General features: G+C 70.1%; 20 protein-coding genes. 12 read left to right on the top strand and 8 right to left on the bottom strand.

Annotated elements, in window-relative coordinates:
- Nucleotides 1-205: 205 nt before the first annotated feature.
- The 11 genes from AB0F71_RS20575 (at nucleotide 206) to AB0F71_RS20525 (ending at nucleotide 10,293) form a co-directional block, all read left to right on the top strand.
- Nucleotides 206-1,537, top strand: a complete 1,332-nt coding sequence (locus AB0F71_RS20575) for an MFS transporter (RefSeq protein WP_360236216.1) — start codon at nucleotides 206-208, stop codon at nucleotides 1,535-1,537.
- 462 nt (nucleotides 1,538-1,999) lie between these two features.
- Nucleotides 2,000-3,205 carry a helix-turn-helix transcriptional regulator gene (locus AB0F71_RS20570; RefSeq protein ID WP_360236213.1) on the top strand — a complete coding sequence of 402 codons (1,206 nt, stop codon included), beginning with the start codon at nucleotides 2,000-2,002 and terminating at the stop codon, nucleotides 3,203-3,205.
- Between the two features lie 199 nt (nucleotides 3,206-3,404).
- Nucleotides 3,405-3,878 carry an ATP-binding protein gene (locus AB0F71_RS20565; protein WP_360236211.1) on the top strand — a complete coding sequence of 158 codons (474 nt, stop codon included), beginning with the start codon at nucleotides 3,405-3,407 and terminating at the stop codon, nucleotides 3,876-3,878.
- 73 nt (nucleotides 3,879-3,951) lie between these two features.
- Complete coding sequence (amcB, locus tag AB0F71_RS20560) at nucleotides 3,952-5,097, top strand: cyclophane-forming radical SAM peptide maturase AmcB (RefSeq protein ID WP_360236209.1); 1,146 nt, start codon at nucleotides 3,952-3,954, stop codon at nucleotides 5,095-5,097.
- Nucleotides 5,094-5,285, top strand: a complete 192-nt coding sequence (amcA, locus tag AB0F71_RS20555) for a multiple cyclophane-containing RiPP AmcA (protein WP_360236206.1) — start codon at nucleotides 5,094-5,096, stop codon at nucleotides 5,283-5,285. Before amcB ends, amcA begins: the two co-directional genes overlap by 4 nt.
- 69 nt (nucleotides 5,286-5,354) lie before the next feature.
- Nucleotides 5,355-6,041: a pentapeptide repeat-containing protein gene (locus AB0F71_RS20550; protein WP_360236203.1), complete on the top strand. Its 687-nt coding sequence runs from the start codon at nucleotides 5,355-5,357 to the stop codon at nucleotides 6,039-6,041.
- Nucleotides 6,042-6,062: 21 nt separating this feature from the next.
- The gene (locus AB0F71_RS20545) at nucleotides 6,063-6,776 is read left to right on the top strand and encodes a hypothetical protein (protein WP_360236200.1); all 714 of its coding nucleotides are present in this window, start codon (nucleotides 6,063-6,065) and stop codon (nucleotides 6,774-6,776) included.
- 348 nt (nucleotides 6,777-7,124) lie between these two features.
- Entirely contained in the window at nucleotides 7,125-7,556 is a 432-nt protein-coding gene (locus tag AB0F71_RS20540) for an NUDIX domain-containing protein (protein ID WP_360236197.1), read from the top strand.
- 267 nt (nucleotides 7,557-7,823) lie between these two features.
- On the top strand, nucleotides 7,824-8,357 hold the full coding sequence (locus tag AB0F71_RS20535) for a DegT/DnrJ/EryC1/StrS family aminotransferase (protein ID WP_360236194.1): 534 nt from the start codon (nucleotides 7,824-7,826) through the stop codon (nucleotides 8,355-8,357).
- Nucleotides 8,358-8,423: 66 nt separating this feature from the next.
- Nucleotides 8,424-8,948, top strand: coding sequence for a hypothetical protein (locus AB0F71_RS20530; RefSeq protein WP_360236191.1), 525 nt, complete (start codon nucleotides 8,424-8,426; stop codon nucleotides 8,946-8,948).
- Nucleotides 8,949-9,408: 460 nt separating this feature from the next.
- Entirely contained in the window at nucleotides 9,409-10,293 is an 885-nt protein-coding gene (locus tag AB0F71_RS20525; protein ID WP_360236188.1) for a hypothetical protein, read from the top strand.
- A gap of 224 nt (nucleotides 10,294-10,517) precedes the next feature.
- On the opposite strand, the gene AB0F71_RS20520 is transcribed toward AB0F71_RS20525, so the two are convergent.
- The 8 genes from AB0F71_RS20520 to AB0F71_RS20485 all read right to left on the bottom strand — a co-directional run bounded on the left by AB0F71_RS20520 (nucleotide 10,518) and on the right by AB0F71_RS20485 (nucleotide 17,318).
- Entirely contained in the window at nucleotides 10,518-10,895 is a 378-nt protein-coding gene (locus AB0F71_RS20520) for a metal-sulfur cluster assembly factor (protein ID WP_259316762.1), read from the bottom strand.
- 21 nt (nucleotides 10,896-10,916) lie between these two features.
- Nucleotides 10,917-11,369, bottom strand: a complete 453-nt coding sequence (gene sufU, locus AB0F71_RS20515) for a Fe-S cluster assembly sulfur transfer protein SufU (RefSeq protein WP_360236185.1) — start codon at nucleotides 11,367-11,369, stop codon at nucleotides 10,917-10,919.
- 20 nt (nucleotides 11,370-11,389) lie between these two features.
- Entirely contained in the window at nucleotides 11,390-12,652 is a 1,263-nt protein-coding gene (locus tag AB0F71_RS20510; RefSeq protein WP_360236182.1) for a cysteine desulfurase, read from the bottom strand.
- On the bottom strand, nucleotides 12,649-13,413 hold the full coding sequence (sufC, locus tag AB0F71_RS20505) for a Fe-S cluster assembly ATPase SufC (RefSeq protein ID WP_030290237.1): 765 nt from the start codon (nucleotides 13,411-13,413) through the stop codon (nucleotides 12,649-12,651). The genes AB0F71_RS20510 and sufC overlap by 4 nt, the downstream gene beginning before the upstream one ends.
- A 6-nt stretch (nucleotides 13,414-13,419) precedes the next feature.
- On the bottom strand, nucleotides 13,420-13,737 hold the full coding sequence (locus tag AB0F71_RS20500) for a bifunctional 3-phenylpropionate/cinnamic acid dioxygenase ferredoxin subunit (RefSeq protein ID WP_360236179.1): 318 nt from the start codon (nucleotides 13,735-13,737) through the stop codon (nucleotides 13,420-13,422).
- A 5-nt stretch (nucleotides 13,738-13,742) separates the two neighbouring features.
- Nucleotides 13,743-14,975, bottom strand: coding sequence for a Fe-S cluster assembly protein SufD (sufD, locus tag AB0F71_RS20495; protein WP_360236176.1), 1,233 nt, complete (start codon nucleotides 14,973-14,975; stop codon nucleotides 13,743-13,745).
- A gap of 62 nt (nucleotides 14,976-15,037) precedes the next feature.
- Nucleotides 15,038-16,453 carry a Fe-S cluster assembly protein SufB gene (gene sufB / locus AB0F71_RS20490; protein ID WP_360236173.1) on the bottom strand — a complete coding sequence of 472 codons (1,416 nt, stop codon included), beginning with the start codon at nucleotides 16,451-16,453 and terminating at the stop codon, nucleotides 15,038-15,040.
- Nucleotides 16,454-16,502: 49 nt separating this feature from the next.
- A complete protein-coding gene (locus AB0F71_RS20485; RefSeq protein WP_360236170.1) occupies nucleotides 16,503-17,318 on the bottom strand; it encodes a transcriptional regulator in 816 nt (271 codons plus the stop codon).
- A 164-nt stretch (nucleotides 17,319-17,482) separates the two neighbouring features.
- On the opposite strand from AB0F71_RS20485, the gene AB0F71_RS20480 reads away from it, so the two are divergent.
- The gene (locus tag AB0F71_RS20480; protein ID WP_360236167.1) at nucleotides 17,483-18,412 is read left to right on the top strand and encodes an ABC transporter ATP-binding protein; all 930 of its coding nucleotides are present in this window, start codon (nucleotides 17,483-17,485) and stop codon (nucleotides 18,410-18,412) included.
- Nucleotides 18,413-18,424 lie beyond the last annotated feature (12 nt).

Below are 18,424 nucleotides of genomic sequence, written 5' to 3'. Positions count from 1 at the left end.
CCGCTTCCGTGCGCCCACCCCTTATCCTTCGCATTGGCACCGCGCACAACCCCGCGCGCGCCACCGGGCAACGAAGCCCCCTTCTCTCAGCTCACCCGCTCCACCAGGGAGCCCCGCACCGCGGCCACCACCACAGCGCCTCAGGACGGGCGCGCCGGCACACCCAGCCGACCCCGGTGGCGCCCGGCCACAGGAGACCCCTGCCATGGCGGACCTCTCCCCCGCCGGCTCCGCGCTGCGCACCGCGCAGTACGACGGACGCCGACTGTCGGAGGCCCTGCTCCCCCTGGAGCTCGCTCCCCGCGCCCAGCTCCAGCTCGCCGCGATCAGCCGCTGGAACGCGCTGCGCGGCATACGCGTCGGCCTGGTCGCCGCCGCCCTGCTGTTCATGCTGATCGGTGCCAACCTGGCGACGCCGATCTACCCGATGATCCAGCAGCGCCTCGGCCTCGGCCCGCTCGACACCACGATCCTCTTCACGATCTACGTCTTCGCGCTGGTCCCGGTCCTGGCCGTGGTCGGCCACTGGTCCGACCACCTCGGCCGCCGCGCCCTGATCCTGCCCGCCGTGGTCCTGGCCGCCGCCGGGGACCTCGTCTTCGCCACCTCCGACAGCTTCTGGCAGCTCGCCCTCGGCCGGGCCGTCCAGGGCATCGCCGTCGGCCTGTCCACCGGCGCCGCCGGGGCCGCCCTCGGCGACCTGCTGCCCGACCGGCCGACCCTGGCCGCCAAGCTCACCCTGGCCTGCTCGGCAGGTGGCGTCGCACTCGGCCCGGTCGTCGGCGCCCTGCTGGCGAACGGCTCCGACCCGCTGCTGACGCCCTTCCTGCTGCACGCCGTCGCCCTGCTCGCGCTCTGCGTGCCGCTGGCGGTCGTCCACCCCCGGATGCCCGGCCGCAACCGCCCGCCCGCGTCGCCGCCCCGCATCACCACCCCGGCCCACCTGCGGCCGCAGCGCCTGCGACTGCCGGTCACCGGCCGCCGCGAGTTCCTGCTCGCCGCCTCGGCCGGCTTCATCTCCTACGCGGTCTTCGGCGTCTACCTCAGCCTGGCTCCGGCCTTCTCCGCCAAGCTGCTGCACACCGACTCGCACCTGACCGGCGCGATCGTGGCCGCCCTGCTGCTCGGCTCCTCGGCCGCCGCCCAGCTGATCGTCCCGCCCACCGCCGACCGCACGGTCGTCGCCCTCGGCATGACCGGCCTGGCCACCGGCCTCGCCCTGGTCGTCGCCGCCGGGTACACCGGCACCCCCGCGCTGCTGTTCATCGGCAGCGTCCTCGGCGGCGCCTGCCAGGGCGTGGCCTTCCGCTCCCTGTTCACCACCGCCGTCGCCGCGATGAACCCGGAACGCCGGGGCTCCGAGATGAGCTCCCTGTGGGTCATCGTCTACCTCGGCAGCTCCCTCCCCATCGTCATCGTCGGCGCCCTGGTCAAGAGCTACGGCCTCCTCCCCGCCATCAGCGGCTTCGCCACCGTCGCCGCCCTCCTCTGCGCGGCCCTGGCCCTCGCCGTCGCCCGCAGGCCCAAGGCCGTCTGACCCCGTACGACGAACGCCGCTGCCCGGGACTTCCCCTTCGGAAGCCCCGGGCAGCGGCGCTTTCCCCACCGGCTGAACACCCGCGCATCATCCCCTCCGCTGCGCACGTCTCCCACCGTTCCCCACCATCCACCCCCCACCCGCCTCCCGGCGGGTGCCCGCCCCGGGCCTCGCCGTGTGCCGCCCGGGGCGGGCGGCACACGGCGACGTACCTGTCAGGCAAGACCCACCGCCCAGACGCAACGACAGACGACATGCTCCCCAACCTGGCCACGCGCCGGCAGACGTGCCATCTCTGCACGGCTCCTTCCCCCCGAACGAGAGGTCTGCGTGCCGGCAGGTTGACGCTCAACGTCCCTCAGCCATTGAGGCCGAGCGCAGAGCGCGGAGCCGAAGCGTGTCCGCCCGCCCACGGGAGCGGGTACCTTCCGAGTACGGCCGTGCACCCGGAAGGGAACCACCATGACCCAGTGGACGGACTACACCACGGGCGAGCGCATCAAGCTCCTACGCGGACCGGACATGACGCAGGAACAACTCGCCGAAGCTTCGGGCCTGTCCGTGGCAACGATCCGCAAGGCCGAACGCAATCTCGGCGGCAGCCTCCAGACGCTGCTGCGCATCTCGGCCGCTCTGCACACCGACGTGTCGGTGATCCTCGGCCAGCAGGCTCCTCGCCGCGCTATGCACAGCGCCGACCGGGCGATGATGCGCGAGCTCTCCCGCACCGTCCACGACACCGCCGCCGGCGTCGGCGTCGACGTACAGCCCCCGGCCCCGGCCGAACTCGCGGCCGGACTCGCCGCCGCGTGGGAGGCCTACCGCTCCGGCGACTACGTGGGCGCGGGAGTGCGCGTCGCCCCAGCGCTGCGCGAAGCCGCGGCCACGTTGGAAGCCGCCCCGATCGACCGGAGGAGTACGGCGGCGGGCATCCTCGCGGATGCCTACCGCCTCGCCGCCTACGTGGCCAACCAGTTCGGCGCCCGAGATCTCGCATACGCCGGAATTGGGCACGCGCAGCACCAGGCCGACCGAGCCGGCGACACCCTCCGCTCGGCCATGGTCGCATCCGGTCGGTCGTGGATCTACGTACGGGATGCCCGGCTGGACCAGGCGGAGGAGACCGCCCGCATGTCCTACGAGTCCATCGAGCCCAGGTACGGGGATCGGGACCCAGGGATGCTCGCCACCTACGGATGGCATGTGACCTTCGCGGCCGTCGTCGCTGCCCGCCAGGGGGATGCGGACGGCGCCGACGACCTGCTCTCGCAGGGGCTCGCGGTAGCAGCCCGGATGGGCAGGGACGTCATGGTGAACGGCACAGCGTTCGGGCCGGCAACGGTCATCGCACAGGCGATCGGAATCTCCGTCTCAACCGGTCGGCCGGGCAAGGCGCTCAACCTGTTCCAGTCGATCGGCGACACGGGCGCACTCACCCCGTCCGCGCGCAACCGGATGCTGTTGGACGTGGCGCTCGCCCAAGCCGAGACCCGGCAGGCCGACACCGCCCTGGACACCCTGCTCGAGGTGTGCTCGACCGCGCCTGCTTGGGCTCGGCATCAGGGACTGCCCGCGGTGATCGCACAGAAGGCGAGCGCAGGCAGCGCCACCACTGCCAAGCTGCGCAAGCTCTCGTCCATCCTCGGAACATCCGTGGTCATCACCTGAGGAGTGATACGAGGCATGTCACTCGGCGCCGGTACGACTTCCGGAACTGACACATCCCATCTGTTCACGGACGGTAATATCTCCGCGACATTGGGCGCATGCTGACGCTCCATCATCAGCGTCCGACGCTCACCCGCGTTCCGGTCGCCCCCTACGTCTCAGCGACGGACCCTGTCACCTGCCAGCCCCGGGGGCTTCGGTGACGACGGCCCTTGGACATCCCCTTCCGCTGCCCAGTCTCTCGACGGGCCCGGCCACCCTCCGGCTGCCTTACGTCCCCGCGTCAGTCCGCGCCGCCCGCCACATGGTCCGCGCCAAGCTCACCGAGTGGAACCTGCCCCACCTGATCGACGACGCCGAGTTGGTCGTGTCCGAGCTGGTGGGCAACGCGGCGAAGACCGGCTGCCAGACCTCCATGATGGTCGGTGTCCGACGGACAACCAGCAGCACCGTACGACTGCTCGTCTCGGACGGCTCCGCATCCCTGCCCGTGCTGATCGACGCCGGACCGCGCGCCGAATCCGGTCGAGGGCTCGCCCTGGTCGACCAGCTCACTCGCCAGCGGTGGGGCGTGACCGTATGGCCGCACGGCAAGGTCGTCCACGCCGACCTTGCCGTTTCCCCGCCAACGCGCGCCGATGCCGGCGAAGGCTCCACCCGCACATCCCAGTAGCCACACCGACGGACGGACCGACGTCGGCCGCGCGACCCCGCGCTGGCCCAGTCCCCGCCCTTGGAGGAGCAACATGACGCACTCCCCGGCCCGATATCGGCGCCGCATCGCCCGTCGCCCCAAGACGGTCGTTGCCCAGACGGACTCCTTCTGCAACCTGGACTGCACCTACTGCTACCTGCCCCACCGCAAGCGGCGGGCCCCGATGTCGGTCGCGGTCGCCGAGGCGGTGGCCCGTTCCGTCGCCGAGTTCGCCGACACCGCATCGCCGGAGCCAGTCGAGGTGGTTTGGCACGCCGGCGAGCCGCTGGCCGTCGGCCGAACGCGACTCGCCGAGTTGCTGACCCCATTCGAACCGTTGCGGCAGGCCGGGTTGGTCACTCACTCGATGCAGACCAACGCCGTACTGATCACCCCGGCCTGGTGCGACTTCCTCACCGCGTACGGCTTCCGCGTCGGGGTGAGCGTCGACGGCCCTTCCGACCTCAACCAGCGGCGCGTGGACTGGTCCGGACGCCCGACCTTCGACCGGATCATGAAGGGCGTCGAGTGCCTGCGCAACTACGGCGTACGGTTCTCGGCGATCGCGGTCGTCAGTGCGGAGAGCATCGGTGATCCCGAGGGCCTGCTCGACTTCATGGCCGACCTGGGCTGCCACACGGTGGGTCTGAACATGGAGGAAAGGGAAGGCGTCAACACCGACCGGGCAGTTCCCACCCCCGAGCAGGCCCGTGCGTTCTGGCGCCGCACCATCGCCTGGTCACGCCGCAACCGCGACCTGACCATCCGCGAGATCGACCGGCTCGGCGGCTACCTGCGGGATGTCCGCGCCGGACACCAGGCCGTCTGGGGCCACGTGTTGATCGACCCGATCCCGACCATCGCCTCCAACGGCGACGTCGTCCTGCTTTCGCCCGAACTCGCTGGGATCACCGACCCGGCCTACGGGGACTTCCGGGCCGGGAACGTCCTGGAGCAGAGCATCGGCTCGATGTTGGACCAGGCTCACCGCCTGCGCTACGTACGTGAGTTCCTGACCGGGCTGGACGCCTGCGAAGCCACCTGCGATCTCTTCGACTTCTGCCGAGGGGCCCAGGCCGGCAATCGCTACTTCGAGAACGGCCGCCTGGACACCACGGAGACGAACTACTGCCGCGTGTCCCGGCAGGCCCTGGTCACCGCCCTGTCCGACAGCGTCCAAGAGGAGAAAGTCGCATGACCCTGCTCGAACTGCTGGCCGCCAGCAACACCGCCGTCGTCGCCGACCTCACGGGCCTCACCGACCTCACCGTGACCGACCCCACCGCCGGGCCGTTCGACAATCGACCCACCTGGGACAACAACGGGCCGAAGTTCGACAACCGGCCCACTTGGGACAACTGGTCGAACAAGAACAAGGGCAAGTAACGCCACCCGGACCCACCCGGGCCCGCACCAGCCGGTGCGGGCCCGTCCCTCGAGAGACCGGAGCCCCTCATGGACAGCATCACCTTCGGCCGTGTCACCGTGACCCTGCCCCACCTGAACGAGCCCGGCCTTTACCTGTCCAACGTCACCACCCTGGACTCCGCCCGGGGCATCGTCCAGGACTTCCAGTACGGCGACGCCGACCTGCGGGCCCTGGACCTCGCCGAGACCCGCCTCGTCACCGGCCGTGTCTCCAACCTGCGGGCCGACCGCGTGCAGCTGGACCAAGTCCGCCTCGACTCCGTCGAATTCGACACCTGCGACCTCGCCGCCACTCGCATCACCGACAGCAAGCTCTCCCGGGTCGTCTTCCGCAACTGCAAGATCATGGGCGCCGGGCTCAACGGCGTGACTCTGGACAACGTCCTCTTCGACAACTGCAAGCTCGACTACACGACCTTCGAGCAGATCCGCGCTGCGGGCGCGGTCGTCTTCTCCAAGTGCGGGCTCACCGAGGCGTCGTTCGCCGGCTGCGACCTCGGCGGCGTGGTCCTCCACACCTGCACCCTACGGCTGACCGAGTTCGGCCGGGGCAAGTACCAGGGCCTTGACCTGCGGGGCAACGACCTGACCACGCTGAGAGGCGTCGCCAACCTTGGCAAGGTCCTCATCGACCGCACCCAGCAGGCCGAACTCGCCGAAGCCCTGGTCGCCGAGCTGGACGTGACCTTCGCCGACACCCTCGACGACCGGTGAACCACACCTGGAAGGAACCACGTGACTCTCGCCATCGCCCACACCGATCCCGCGGCCCTCATCGCCAGGTGTGACAGCACCGGCGTCCGCACCGCACGCGACGAGCCCGAGTACGAGAACGGGGCCGTCCTCCCGGTCGGACCCTGGCGGCCCCTCACTGTCCAGCTGGCGGCAGAGCTCCGCCCGACCGAGCAGAGCGACAGCACGCTGGTGGAACTGGTGAAGCTGCCCGACGGCCCGCCGCCGGCCACCCTTGCCACCCTCGCCGACCAACTCGGCGACCCCGACGCCGTCCACCTCGGCCAAGCCACGAGCCCGGCCAGGGCCCTCACCACCACCCCGAATTACCAGGACGGCCGCCGGATCGGCCTGCACATCGACAACTGGGACAGGCTCCGCTGCCAGGCCAAGCACACCGGTCGCCGACGCCTGTGCTTCAACCTCGGCCCGGGAACCCGCTACCTCCTGCTCGGTGACCTCGACATCCGCGCTGTCTGTCGCGGTCTCCACAGCGACACCGAGATCCACTATCCGCACACCGACGAGCTGCGGGCCTACACCGCCCTCGGGCTGCCCCTGCGCGTCTTCCGGCTGCGCCTCGACCCCGGCGAGGGCTACATCGCCCCCACCGAACTACTGCCCCACGACGGCTCCACCGAGGATCAGCCCCAACCCTCCACCGCCGCGTTCTGGCTCGGCCACTGGCCACCCGGCGTCCTGGCCTCGCTGATCTGACACCGGCCCGTACGGGTTGTTCCAGTGCCCGTAATGGCGACAGCGCCGCGTCCGCCCCATTCACGCTGTGCGCGCTCGTACTCGACACCGCACCCCGGCTGTTCGCCGTCGTCCAGGTCTGGGGCGAAGGCCTCCCGGACGTCGACGGGCGACCGCGGATCGCCACGCGACTGGTCTGGCTCGAAAAGTCGAGTGCAGCCGCAATGGAGCAGAACGATGCCGCCTGACCAACCACGGCCGCCCTCCCGCCGGGCCCAGTACGTCCTTCATCATCGGCCAGTCGTTACACATCTTTGGCAGCTGGATTCCCCACTGACCGGCATCCCACCGAACAAAAGGCAGATCACCATGCAGCACCGCGTCCGCGCCGTCCTCCTCACCCCGAGCAACACCATGCTGCTGATCAAGCGCATCCGCCCCGGCATCGACCCGTACTGGGTGATCGTCGGCGGCAAGATCGAACCGACCGACGCCAGCCCCGAGGACGCCCTCCGCCGCGAGGTCCGCGAGGAGATCGCAGGCGAAGCCGAGATCGTCAGCCTCCTCCACACCATCGAGACCGACGGCGAGCGCCAGGACTTCTACCTCGCCACCGTCGAGAAGTGGAGTTTCGAGGACCGCAGCGGGCCCGAGTTCAGCCAGGAAGGCCGAGGCGAGTACATCCTCGAAGAAGTCCCCCTGACCACCGACGCCCTCGACGCGGTCAACCTTCTGCCTCGGGACTTCGCCGCCGTCCTACGCGCGGTCATCGAGCGCGGGGAAATCCTCGCGGCCAAGTAATCACGGGAGCGGCAGGGCAACTCGGCCGCCCGATCATCCGCGCGCAAGCCACGACATCAGTTACACACGGGCTCGCCAGAAAACGACCGTGTGGCCACCGCAGGTGCCGCCCGAGTCCGAACTGCCCTGCGCTCCGCGATGACCGGCAGTCGGCCTGCACAGATCGCAGCCTGAGACGTGTTCCCTCACGGCCGGACGGCGCCCGGCGAGGCCCGGGGCGGGCACCCGCCGACAGGCGGGTGGGGGGGTGGATGGTGGGGAACGGCGGTGGACCTACCCCCAACCACCAGATCACGCGCGGGTGTTCACCCCACGACAGGCGAAGCACAGACGCAGAAGCGCCGCTGCCCGGAGTCCCGGGCAGCGGCGTTCGGTACGGCGAAGACCTCAGACGTTGAAGCCCAGCGCCCGCACCCGGAAGGCCATCCGCTCGCGCGGTACGCGGTCACCGGGGCCGGCCTCAAGCTCCGCATCCACCCCCTCGCCGCCGCCATCGCCCACGACCAGCTCGCCCGCCTCGACGGCTACCTCGCCGGACGGGCCGAGATCGCCCGCTACCTAACCGGCCAGATCGCCCGGATACCCGGCCTGGAGGTCACCGAGATGCCCGACGGGGTGATCCCGTCCTGGTACGGGTTGACGCTCACCTACAAACCGGATGAACTCGACGGCCTTCCGATCGAGCGCTTCCACCAGGCCCTGATCGCCGAGGGCGCCACCGAGTTCGACCGCCCCGGCTCCACCTGCCCCATGAACCAGCTCCCGCTGTACCAGCAGCCCGGACTGTGGACGGTCACGTAATTCCTCAAGGGCTGTGGTCAGGTAATTCCCCAGGTCCTCGCTGTGTGAGGGGCTAGGTTGGCGAGCATGGAGACCCGGGGGCGGACGTACCGGTATGTGGGCCCGGCCGAGTTGAAGGATCTCGTCCGGGCGGGTGGCGAGGGCCGGAGCATGCGCTCGGCGGTCGACTTCGGCGTGTGGGCCTCCGAGCTGACGCCGGATGAGCTGGCCGAGCCATTCACGTTCGTCGTCGATGTCGGCGGGATGTTGCGACTGGCTCCGCGCCGCAGTGAGCACGTGGTGTGTGCCGGCGGCGAAGAGGTGCTGAGCGCCGGTGAGATGAGCTTCTATGAGGAGTCCGGGCGGTGGGCGGTCGAGGAGGTCAGCAACCAGTCGACCGGCTACTGCCCGGACGTCATCTCATGGCCGGCCGTGGCCGAGGCCCTGGACCGGATCGGGGTCCAGCGCCCGTCCGGCTTCACGCATGAGGTGACCTTCCGCCGCTGCCGCTCCTGCCGGGAACTGAACATCGTGCGGGAGGAGGACTTCGTCTGCGTTTTCTGCGGCGAAGACCTGCCTCGGGAGTGGAACGTCGCCGAGCCGGATCGCTAGGCGGTCGGAGGCGCTCGTGCGGCGCGACCCCGAAGACTACATGGGTGGGATGTGGGAGATCCCCTCCGGGACGGTCGAGTTGGAGGAGGAAGAGTCCATAGAGCGAACAGGGCCCGCACGCCCACCATGGCCCGCGGGCCTTCGAGCCTCAGACCAGCTCGGCCAGCGCCTTGTCCAGGCGCTCCACGCTCCGCTCTCGGCCGAGTACCTCCCCACGCAAGGTGCGGCGTGGAAGTCGCAGGGCAACTCGGCCGCCCGATCATCCACATGCAAACCACGACACCAACTACCCACGGCCTCGCCAGAAAGCAACTATGTCTGATCGAAGGTCAGATTTGCTTCGGCGGAGGCGGATTGACCATCTGGGCATTGTGGTACGTTCCGTAATCCAACCGAAAATAGGCGACCCCGGCGGTGCTACCAACACCCCGGGGTCCGGCAACAGGAGCTAGACCTCCCGATGCGCATCCATCGTAGCGCCCACGTGCGCAACTTCACCGTGCTACCCAACGCCGTTCTCCAGTACCGGCGGTTGAGCTACACCGCCCGCGGCCTGCTCGCGGATCTCCTCTCCCGCCCCGACGGCTGGCGCGAGGACGGGCGGCACATGGCCGACAGCAGCCCCCAGGGGCGCGGCGCCGTCCGAAAGGCGTTGAAGGAGCTGACCGAGGCCGGGTACTACCGGGTCGAGAAGCTCCGCATGCCGGACGGCACGATCATCACCGAGACCCACGTCTACGACACCCCGCAGCTCGCGCGCCCGGGTGCCACCCGTCCGGCGCCCGGTGCAACGGCAACCGGCCGTGCTGGCAGCCCTGTTGTAAAGGACCGGCACCAAGAACCCTCCCTCCCCCCGAGCCCGGCAGGCGAAAGCGACCGGAGAGGCGAGGAGGAACCACCCGAGATCCGCGAAGCGGTGGCCACGCTGTTCCGGGTGATCCGTCCCGAGCCCCGGCTGCGCCTGGGCGAGGCCGAGGCCCGGGAGCTGGCCCCCTTGGTGGCGCAATGGCTGCAGCGCGGCGCGACCAACGCCGACCTCACGAACGCCCTGCTGCCGGGCCTGCCCACCCCGGTGCACTCGCCTGCCGCCGTGCTCCGCTACCGCCTGGTGCACAAGATGCCGCCCGCCCGGCCCGCTGCACGGCCACTGACCCGCTACGCCGAGTGCGCCAAGTGCCACGACCCCGTGCCACGACCGGGCATCTGCCGCCCGTGCGCCGGGCTCACCGCCCGAACCCCCACGACCCACCAGGGCGTGGACGTGGCCACCGCAGGTGCCGCCCGAGTCCGAACTGCCCTGCGCTCCGCGATGACCGGCCGTCGGCCTGCGCAGATCGCAGCCTGAGACGTGTTCCACCAGGGCCGGACGGCACCCGGCGAGGGCCGGGGCGGGCACCCGCCGCAGGCGGGTGGGGGGTGGATGGTGGGGAACGGCGGCGGACTTTCCCCAACACACCGGATCACGCGCGGGTTTTCACCCGACGCCGGGCGAAGCACCCACCCGGATACACCACTGCCGCGCGAACCCACAGGATTCGCGCGGCAGCAGGTTGACGAATGGCCCGTCGGTCAGACGTTGAAGCCCAGCGCCCGCAGCTGGTCGCGGCCGTCGTCGGTGATCTTGTCCGGGCCCCACGGCGGCATCCAGACCCAGTTGATCCGCAGGTCCTGGACCAGGCCGTCGGTGGCGGTCTTGGCCTGGTCCTCGATGACGTCGGTCAGCGGGCAGGCCGCCGAGGTGAGCGTCATGTCGATGGTGGCCACATCGGACTCGTCGATGTGGATGCCGTAGATCAGGCCCAGGTTGACGACGTCGATGCCCAGTTCGGGGTCGACGACGTCCATCAGGGCCTCGGTCAGGTCCTCGACCGAGACGGTGCCGGCCGTGGTGCCGACGATGACGGTGCCGGTCTGCTCCTCCGCAGTGGAGGGGGTTTCGTCACTCATGGTCTTGTCCTCCTCTGCGGGTCAGTCGTTCACGGCGGGGTGCTTGGCGAGCGCCTGGGCGGTGGCGTCCTTCCAGGCCATCCAGCTGAGCAGGGCGCACTTGACCCGGGCCGGGTACTTGGAGACGCCGGCGAACGCGACCGCGTCCTCCAGCACCTCCTCGTCGCCCTCGCCCTGGCCCTTGCTCTGCATCAGCTCCAGGAAGGCCTCCTGGACGGCCTGCGCCTCGCCGACGGTCTTGCCGACCACCAGCTCGTTCAGCACCGAGGCGCTGGCCTGGCTGATCGAGCAGCCCTGGGACTCGTACGAGACGTCGGCGACGGTCGCGCCGTCGAGCTTCACCCGCAGGGTGATCTCGTCGCCACACGTCGGGTTGACGTGGTGCACCTCGGCGTCGCCGTCCCGCAGCCCCTTGCCCTTCGGGTTGCGGTAGTGGTCCAGGATGATGTCCTGGTACATCGAGTCGAGCTTCATGATCGTCCTGCCCTGTCCCGTCAGCCGAAGAAGTTCCGGACGTGGTGCAGGCCGTCGATCAGCGCGTCGACCTCGCCCGGCGTCGAGTACAGGTAGAACGACGCCCGCGTGGTCGCCGGAATTCCGTACCGGAGGCAGACCGGACGCGCGCAGTGGTGTCCGACGCGCACGGCGACGCCCTGCTCGTCCAGCACCTGGCCCACGTCGTGCGGGTGGATGTCGCCGAGGGTGAAGGAGATCGCGGCGCCGCGGTCCACGGCCGTGCGCGGACCGATGATCCGCAGGTCGGGGACCTCCAGCAGGCGCTCCACCGCGTACTCGGTGATGGCGTGCTCGTGCGCGGCGATCTTGTCCATGCCGATGGCCGACAGGTAGTCGATGGCCGCGCCGAGCCCGACCGCCTGGGCGATCGGCGGGGTGCCGGCCTCGAACTTGTGCGGCGCCGGGGCGTAGGTGGACGAGCCCATGGTGACGGTCTCGATCATCTCGCCGCCGCCGAGGAACGGCGGGAGGTCCTCCAGCAGCTCCTGGCGGCCCCAGAGCACGCCGATGCCGGTCGGGCCGAGCATCTTGTGCCCGGTGAAGGCGACGAAGTCGGCCTCCAGCGCCTGGACGTCGAGCACCATGTGCGGCGCGGCCTGCGAGGCGTCGATGACGACCAGCGCGCCGACCGACTGGGCCTTGCGGACGATCGTCTCGACCGGGTTGACGGTGCCCAGCAGGTTGGAGACCAGGGTGAAGGAGACCACCTTGGTCTTCTCGGTGATCAGCTCGTCGATGTCGGACAGGTCGAGCCGGCCCTCGTCGGTGAGCCCGAACCACTTGAGCTTCGCACCGGTGCGCTGCGAGAGCAGCTGCCACGGGACGATGTTGGAGTGGTGCTCCATCTCCGTGATCACGATCTCGGAGTCGGCGTCGACCTTGTACGGCTCGTCGGCCCAACCGAGCATGTTGGCAACGAGGTTGAGCGACTCGGAGGCGTTCTTGGTGAAGATCACCTCGTTGCGGCTCGGCGCGTTGACGAAGGCCGCGACCTTGTCGCGGGCGCCCTCGTACAGGGCCGTGGCCTCCTCGGCGAGCACGTGCACGCCGCGGTGGACGTTGGCGTTGTGCCGCTCGTAGTAGGCGTTCAGCGCCTCCAGCACCTGGCGCGGCTTCTGCGAGGTCGCCGCGTTGTCCAGGTAGACCAGCGGCTTGTCGTCGTGGAGCAGCCGCTGCAGGACCGGGAAGTCCTTGCGGATCGCGTCGGTGTCGAGCAGGCCGGACAGCGGGGTATGGGTCACTCGGAAGCGCCCCCCTTCACATAAGCCTCGTAGCCCTCGTTCTCCAGCTTGTCGGCCAGCTCGGCGCCGCCGGACTCGACGATGCGGCCGCCCGCGAAGACGTGGACGTAGTCGGGCTTGATGTACCGCAGGATGCGGGTGTAGTGGGTCACCAGCAGGGTGCCGACCTCGCCGGTGGAGCGGACCCGGTTGATGCCCTCGGAGACGATCCGCAGCGCGTCGACGTCCAGGCCGGAGTCGGTCTCGTCGAGGATCGCGATCTTCGGCTTGAGGAGCTCCAGCTGGAGGATCTCGTGGCGCTTCTTCTCGCCGCCGGAGAAGCCCTCGTTGACGTTGCGCTCGGCGAAGGCCGGGTCCATCTGCAGGGCGGCCATCGCCTCCTTGACCTCCTTGACCCACAGCCGCAGCTTGGGGGCCTCGCCGCGGACGGCGGTGGCGGCGGTGCGCAGGAAGTTGGAGACCGAGACGCCGGGGACCTCGACCGGGTACTGCATGGCCAGGAAGACGCCGGCCTTGGCGCGCTCGTCGACGGACATCTCCAGGACGTCCTCGCCGTCCAGCAGCACGCTGCCGCCGGTGACGGTGTACTTGGGGTGACCGGCCAGCGAGTAGGCCAGGGTGGACTTGCCGGAGCCGTTCGGACCCATGATGGCGTGGGTCTCGCCCTGCTTCACGGTCAGGTCGACGCCCTTCAGGATCTCGCGCGGGCCGTTCTCGGCCTCGACGGAGACGTGCAGGTCGCGGATTTCAAGGGTTGCCATGGGTACTCAGGACTCCTGGTTGACGGAGACGAGCACATCGTCCCCTTCGATCTTTACGGGGTAGACAGCGACCGGCTTGGTGGCGGGCAGGCCGGAGGGCTTGCCGGTGCGCAGGTCGAAGCTGGAGCCGTGCAGCCAGCACTCGATCATGCAGTCCTCGACCTCGCCCTCCGAGAGCGAGACGTTCGCGTGCGAGCAGGTGTCGTTGATCGCGAACACCCCCTCGTCGGTGCGGACGACCGTGACCGGCACGCCATTGAGGTCCACGCGCTTGGGAACGTCCTCCTGGAGGTCGCTCAGCGCGCAGGCACGCAGGAAGCTCATCGGGATCAGACCGCCGCTTCCAGCTCTGCGTCGATCTTCACCATGAGCTGCTCCTGGACCTCGGCCACCCCGATCTGCTGGAGCAGTTCGGCGAAGAAGCCGCGGACCACCAGGCGGCGGGCCTCCTCGGCCGGGATGCCGCGGGCCATCAGGTAGAACAGCTGCTCGTCGTCGAAGCGGCCGGTCGCCGAGGCGTGGCCGGCGCCGACGATCTCGCCGGTCTCGATCTCCAGGTTCGGGATCGAGTCGACCCGGGCACCGTCGGTGAGCACCAGGTTCCGGTTGAGCTCGTAGGTGTCGGTGCCGACCGCGGCGGCGCGGATCAGCACGTCGCCGACCCAGACCGCGTGGGCGTCCTGGCCCTGCAGCGCGCCCTTGTACGCCACGTTCGACCGGCAGTGCGGCGTGTCGTGGTCGATGACCAGGCGGTGCTCCAGGTGCTGGCCGGCGTCGGCGAAGTAGAGGCCGAACAGCTCGGCCTCGCCGCCGGGGCCGGCGTAGTTGACCCGCGGGTGGAGGCGGACCAGGTCGCCGCCGAAGGTGACGACCACGGACTTGAACGAGGCGTCCCGGCCGACCAGCGCGCTGTGCTGGGCGACGTGGACGGCGTCCCGGTCCCAGTCCTGCACCGAGACGAAGGTGAGCTTGGCACCGTCGCCGACCAGCACCTCGACGTTGGCGGCCCGGGTGCCGGTGCCCTCGTGGTTGAGCACCACGACGGCCTCGGCGAACGGCTTGACGTCGATCACCACGTGGGCGAAGCGGACCCCGCCCTCGGCCCGCACGTCGATCCGGACCGGCTCGGTCAGCACCGCGTCCTTGGGGACGGTGACCACGAGCGCCTGCTCGAACGCGCTGAACGCCTGCGCGGCGACCCGGTCGACCGGCGTGCCGGCCTTGCCGAGCCGGGCGTCGTCGCGGCCGACGGTCTCGGCGGTGACGCCGTCCGGCAGCGCGAACTCGACCTTGTCCTCGCCCCGCTCGCCGGCCGCGGCGGTGCCGTCGTGCAGGCCGGCGAGGCGGTGCAGCGGGGTGAACCGCCAGTCCTCCTCGCGGCCGGTGGGCACCGGGAAGTCGTTCACGTCGAAGGACGGCTTGACCGCGACGCGCGCGTCGATCGGCTGGTGCACGGTGGTCCGGCCGGTGCCGGGGCCGGCGAGCTGCGCGCCCGCGCCGGCGGTGCCGACCTCGATCGAACCGGCGGTGGTGGAGCCGGTGGTGTTCTGAACGTCAGCCATGGCTGTTCGTAGTGCTCTCTTCCTCAGAAATTCCGGATGGATGGCGGCGGTACGGCCGGTCGTCAGCCGACCGCGCCCTCCATCTGCAGCTCGATCAGCCGGTTGAGCTCCAGCGCGTACTCCATCGGCAGCTCGCGCGCGATCGGCTCGACGAAGCCGCGGACGATCATCGCCATCGCCTCGAACTCGGTCATGCCGCGGCTCATCAGGTAGAACAGCTGGTCCTCGCTGACCTTGGAGACGGTCGCCTCGTGGCCCATGGACACGTCGTCCTCGCGGACGTCCACGTACGGGTAGGTGTCCGAGCGGGAGATGGTGTCGACCAGCAGCGCGTCGCACAGCACGTTGGACTTGGCGCCCTTGGAGCCCTCACCGATCTCGATCAGACCGCGGTAGGAGGTCCGGCCGCCGCCGCGCGCCACCGACTTGGAGACGATGTTGGACGAGGTGTTCGGCGCCATGTGCACCATCTTGGCGCCGGCGTCCTGGTGCTGGCCCTCGCCCGCGAAGGCGATCGACAGGGTCTCGCCCTTGGCGTGCTCGCCCATCAGGTAGACGGCCGGGTACTTCATGGTGACCTTGGAGCCGATGTTGCCGTCGACCCACTCCATGGTCGCGCCCTCGTACGCCACGGCGCGCTTGGTGACCAGGTTGTAGACGTTGTTCGACCAGTTCTGGATGGTCGTGTAGCGGCAGCGGCCGCCCTTCTTGACGATGATCTCGACGACCGCCGAGTGCAGCGAGTCGGAGGAGTAGATCGGCGCGGTGCAGCCCTCGACGTAGTGGACGTAGGCGTCCTCGTCGACGATGATCAGCGTCCGCTCGAACTGGCCCATGTTCTCGGTGTTGATCCGGAAGTAGGCCTGGAGCGGGATGTCGACGTGCACGCCCTTCGGCACGTAGATGAACGAGCCGCCGGACCACACCGCCGTGTTCAGCGCGGCGAACTTGTTGTCGCCGGCCGGGATGACGGTGCCGAAGTACTCCTTGAAGATCTCCGGGTGCTCGCGCAGCGCGGTGTCGGTGTCCAGGAAGATGACGCCCTGCTCCTCCAGGTCCTCGCGGATCTGGTGGTAGACGACCTCGGACTCGTACTGGGCGGCGACACCGGCGACCAGGCGCTGCTTCTCCGCCTCCGGGATGCCCAGCTTGTCGTACGTGGCCTTGATGTCCGCGGGCAGGTCCTCCCAGGACTCGGCCTGCTTCTCGGTGGAGCGGACGAAGTACTTGATGTTGTCGAAGTCGATGCCGGTGAGGTCGGAGCCCCAGGTCGGCATGGGCTTCTTGCCGAACAGCTTGAGGCCCTTGAGCCGCAGGTTCAGCATCCACTCGGACTCGTTCTTCTTCGCCGAGATGTCGCGGACGACCTCCTCGCTGAGCCCGCGCTTGGCCGCGGCACCGGCGGTGTCCGGGTCGGCCCAGCCGTACTCGTAATTGCCGAGGCCTTCGAGCTCGGGGTGCGAAACGGTGTCAGTCATGCGAGCTTCCTAACGCGCGGACGCTGAATCTTCGGTGGACGCGGAGTTTTCATGTACTGGCAGTCGGCGCCGCATCGGAACCGTGGCCCGCGGTGCGCTGGGCGGGCGACGATGCGGCACCGGGTGCCGGCACATAGGTGGTGCAGACCCCGTCGCCGTGGGCGATGGTGGCCAGCCGTTGCACATGGGTGCCCAGGAGCTGGGAGAAGACCTCGGTCTCCGCCTCGCAGAGCTGCGGGAACTGCTCGGCGATGTGCGCGACCGGGCAGTGGTGCTGGCAGAGCTGGGCGCCCGCCGGGGCCTTGGCCACGGCCGACGGGACACGCCGCACCGTGGCAGCGTACCCGTCCGCGCTCAGCGCCTGGGCAAGGGCCTCCGGGCGGTCCTGGACCTCGGCCTGCCGCAGGGTCTCCAGGTACTTCTCGGCCTGCTTGCCGAAGCGGGCGCGGGCGAAGGCGGCGACCGCCTCCTCGCCCGCCTCGCCGCCGCCCACCGAGTCCGCGATCCAACGCAGGGCGTCGGCGGCGAGCTGGTCGTACGCCTGGTAGAAGGCGTCCCGGCCGGCGTCGGTGAGGGCGAAGACCTTGGCCGGGCGGCCCCGGCCCCGGCTGCCGTAGACCCGCTGCTCGCGGGACTCGACCAGACGGGCGGCGGCTAGGCCGTCCAGGTGGCGGCGGACGGCGGCGGCCGTGAGGCCGAGCCGGGTCGCCAGGTCGGCGGCGGAGGAGGGGCCGTGGTCCAGGATCGACCGGGCGACCCGGTCCCGGGTGGCCCGGTGGCCCTCCAGCAGCACCTCGGCCGCCGTCACGGGCACGTCGAAGCCGGGGGCCGACTCGGCCTCCTGCTGCGGGGTGTGCTCGCGCATGTTTTTCACAACACCAGTGTTGCGTAATTACTTCCGACAGGACAAGCCGTGATCCAGGCCTCACTCGTGTCATCTGTCACGCAGGCAAGCCTTACCTGACCTGCGTAAACGATCACCAAGGCCGATGTCCGGCCCGGGCGTTCGGCCCTCTTAGACTCGCCGGTATGAACCCCGTACCCGCGGTCCAGGTCGCCGGGCTGGTCAAACGCTACGGTGACAAGGCCGCGGTGGACGGCCTCGACCTGACCATCGCGACCGGCGCGATCACCGCCGTCCTCGGCCCCAACGGCGCCGGCAAGACCACCACCATCGAGACCTGCGAGGGCTACCGCCGCCCCGACGCCGGCACCGTCCGTGTCCTCGGCCTCGACCCGGTCGCCCAGAGCGCCGCCCTGCGGCCCCGGATCGGCGTGATGCTCCAGTCCGGGGGCGTGTACGCGGGCGCGCGCGCCGTCGAGATGCTCCGGCACACCGCCAAGCTGCACGCCCACCCGCTGGACGTGGACGCCCTGGTCGAGCGCCTCGGCCTCGGCTCCTGCGGTCGCACCACCTACCGCCGGCTCTCCGGCGGCCAGCAGCAGCGGCTCGCCCTCGCGATGGCCGTGGTCGGCCGCCCCGAACTGGTCTTCCTGGACGAACCCACCGCCGGCCTCGACCCCCAGGCCCGCCGCGCCACCTGGGACCTGGTCCGCGACCTGCGCCGGGACGGCGTCACCGTGGTCGTCACCACCCACCACATGGACGAGGCCGAACAGCTCGCCGACCGCGTCGCCGTCGTGGACCGCGGCAGGGTCATCGCCGACGGCACCGTGACCGAGCTGTGCCGCGGCGGCGCCGAGGACGCCCTGCGCTTCGACGGCCCGCCCGGCCTCGACCTCGCCCCGCTGCTCAAGGAACTGCCCGCCGGCGCCACCGGCACCGAGACCGCCCCCGGCAGCTACCGCGTCGAGGCCCCCCTCGACCCCAGCCGGCTGCTGGCCGCCGTCACCGGCTGGTGCGCGGCCTCCGGCATCCTGCCCGAACGGCTGGCCGTGCAGCGCCGCAGCCTCGAAGACGTCTTCCTCGACCTGACCGGACGGGAGCTCCGCTCGTGAGTACGTACGCGC

The sequence above is a fragment of the Kitasatospora sp. NPDC028055 genome (genome assembly GCF_040637885.1).
In the GTDB taxonomy this organism is placed as follows: Bacteria; Actinomycetota; Actinomycetes; order Streptomycetales; family Streptomycetaceae; genus Kitasatospora.
Note: the sequence above shows the minus strand (reverse complement) of the source record. Positions and strands in the feature narration are given on the sequence as shown.

Coding starts and splice junctions, on each gene's coding strand:
- AB0F71_RS20530 (WP_360236191.1), top strand. CDS start 8,424: ATGGAGACCCGGGGGCGGACGTACCGGTATGTGGGCCCGGCCGAGTTG.
- amcB (WP_360236209.1), top strand. CDS start 3,952: ATGACGCACTCCCCGGCCCGATATCGGCGCCGCATCGCCCGTCGCCCC.
- AB0F71_RS20500 (WP_360236179.1), bottom strand. CDS start 13,737: ATGAGCTTCCTGCGTGCCTGCGCGCTGAGCGACCTCCAGGAGGACGTT.
- AB0F71_RS20575 (WP_360236216.1), top strand. CDS start 206: ATGGCGGACCTCTCCCCCGCCGGCTCCGCGCTGCGCACCGCGCAGTAC.
- sufB (WP_360236173.1), bottom strand. CDS start 16,453: ATGACTGACACCGTTTCGCACCCCGAGCTCGAAGGCCTCGGCAATTAC.
- AB0F71_RS20525 (WP_360236188.1), top strand. CDS start 9,409: ATGCGCATCCATCGTAGCGCCCACGTGCGCAACTTCACCGTGCTACCC.
- AB0F71_RS20485 (WP_360236170.1), bottom strand. CDS start 17,318: ATGCGCGAGCACACCCCGCAGCAGGAGGCCGAGTCGGCCCCCGGCTTC.
- AB0F71_RS20480 (WP_360236167.1), top strand. CDS start 17,483: ATGAACCCCGTACCCGCGGTCCAGGTCGCCGGGCTGGTCAAACGCTAC.
- sufC (WP_030290237.1), bottom strand. CDS start 13,413: ATGGCAACCCTTGAAATCCGCGACCTGCACGTCTCCGTCGAGGCCGAG.
- sufD (WP_360236176.1), bottom strand. CDS start 14,975: ATGGCTGACGTTCAGAACACCACCGGCTCCACCACCGCCGGTTCGATC.
- AB0F71_RS20550 (WP_360236203.1), top strand. CDS start 5,355: ATGGACAGCATCACCTTCGGCCGTGTCACCGTGACCCTGCCCCACCTG.
- AB0F71_RS20540 (WP_360236197.1), top strand. CDS start 7,125: ATGCAGCACCGCGTCCGCGCCGTCCTCCTCACCCCGAGCAACACCATG.
- sufU (WP_360236185.1), bottom strand. CDS start 11,369: ATGAAGCTCGACTCGATGTACCAGGACATCATCCTGGACCACTACCGC.
- AB0F71_RS20570 (WP_360236213.1), top strand. CDS start 2,000: ATGACCCAGTGGACGGACTACACCACGGGCGAGCGCATCAAGCTCCTA.
- AB0F71_RS20520 (WP_259316762.1), bottom strand. CDS start 10,895: ATGAGTGACGAAACCCCCTCCACTGCGGAGGAGCAGACCGGCACCGTC.
- amcA (WP_360236206.1), top strand. CDS start 5,094: ATGACCCTGCTCGAACTGCTGGCCGCCAGCAACACCGCCGTCGTCGCC.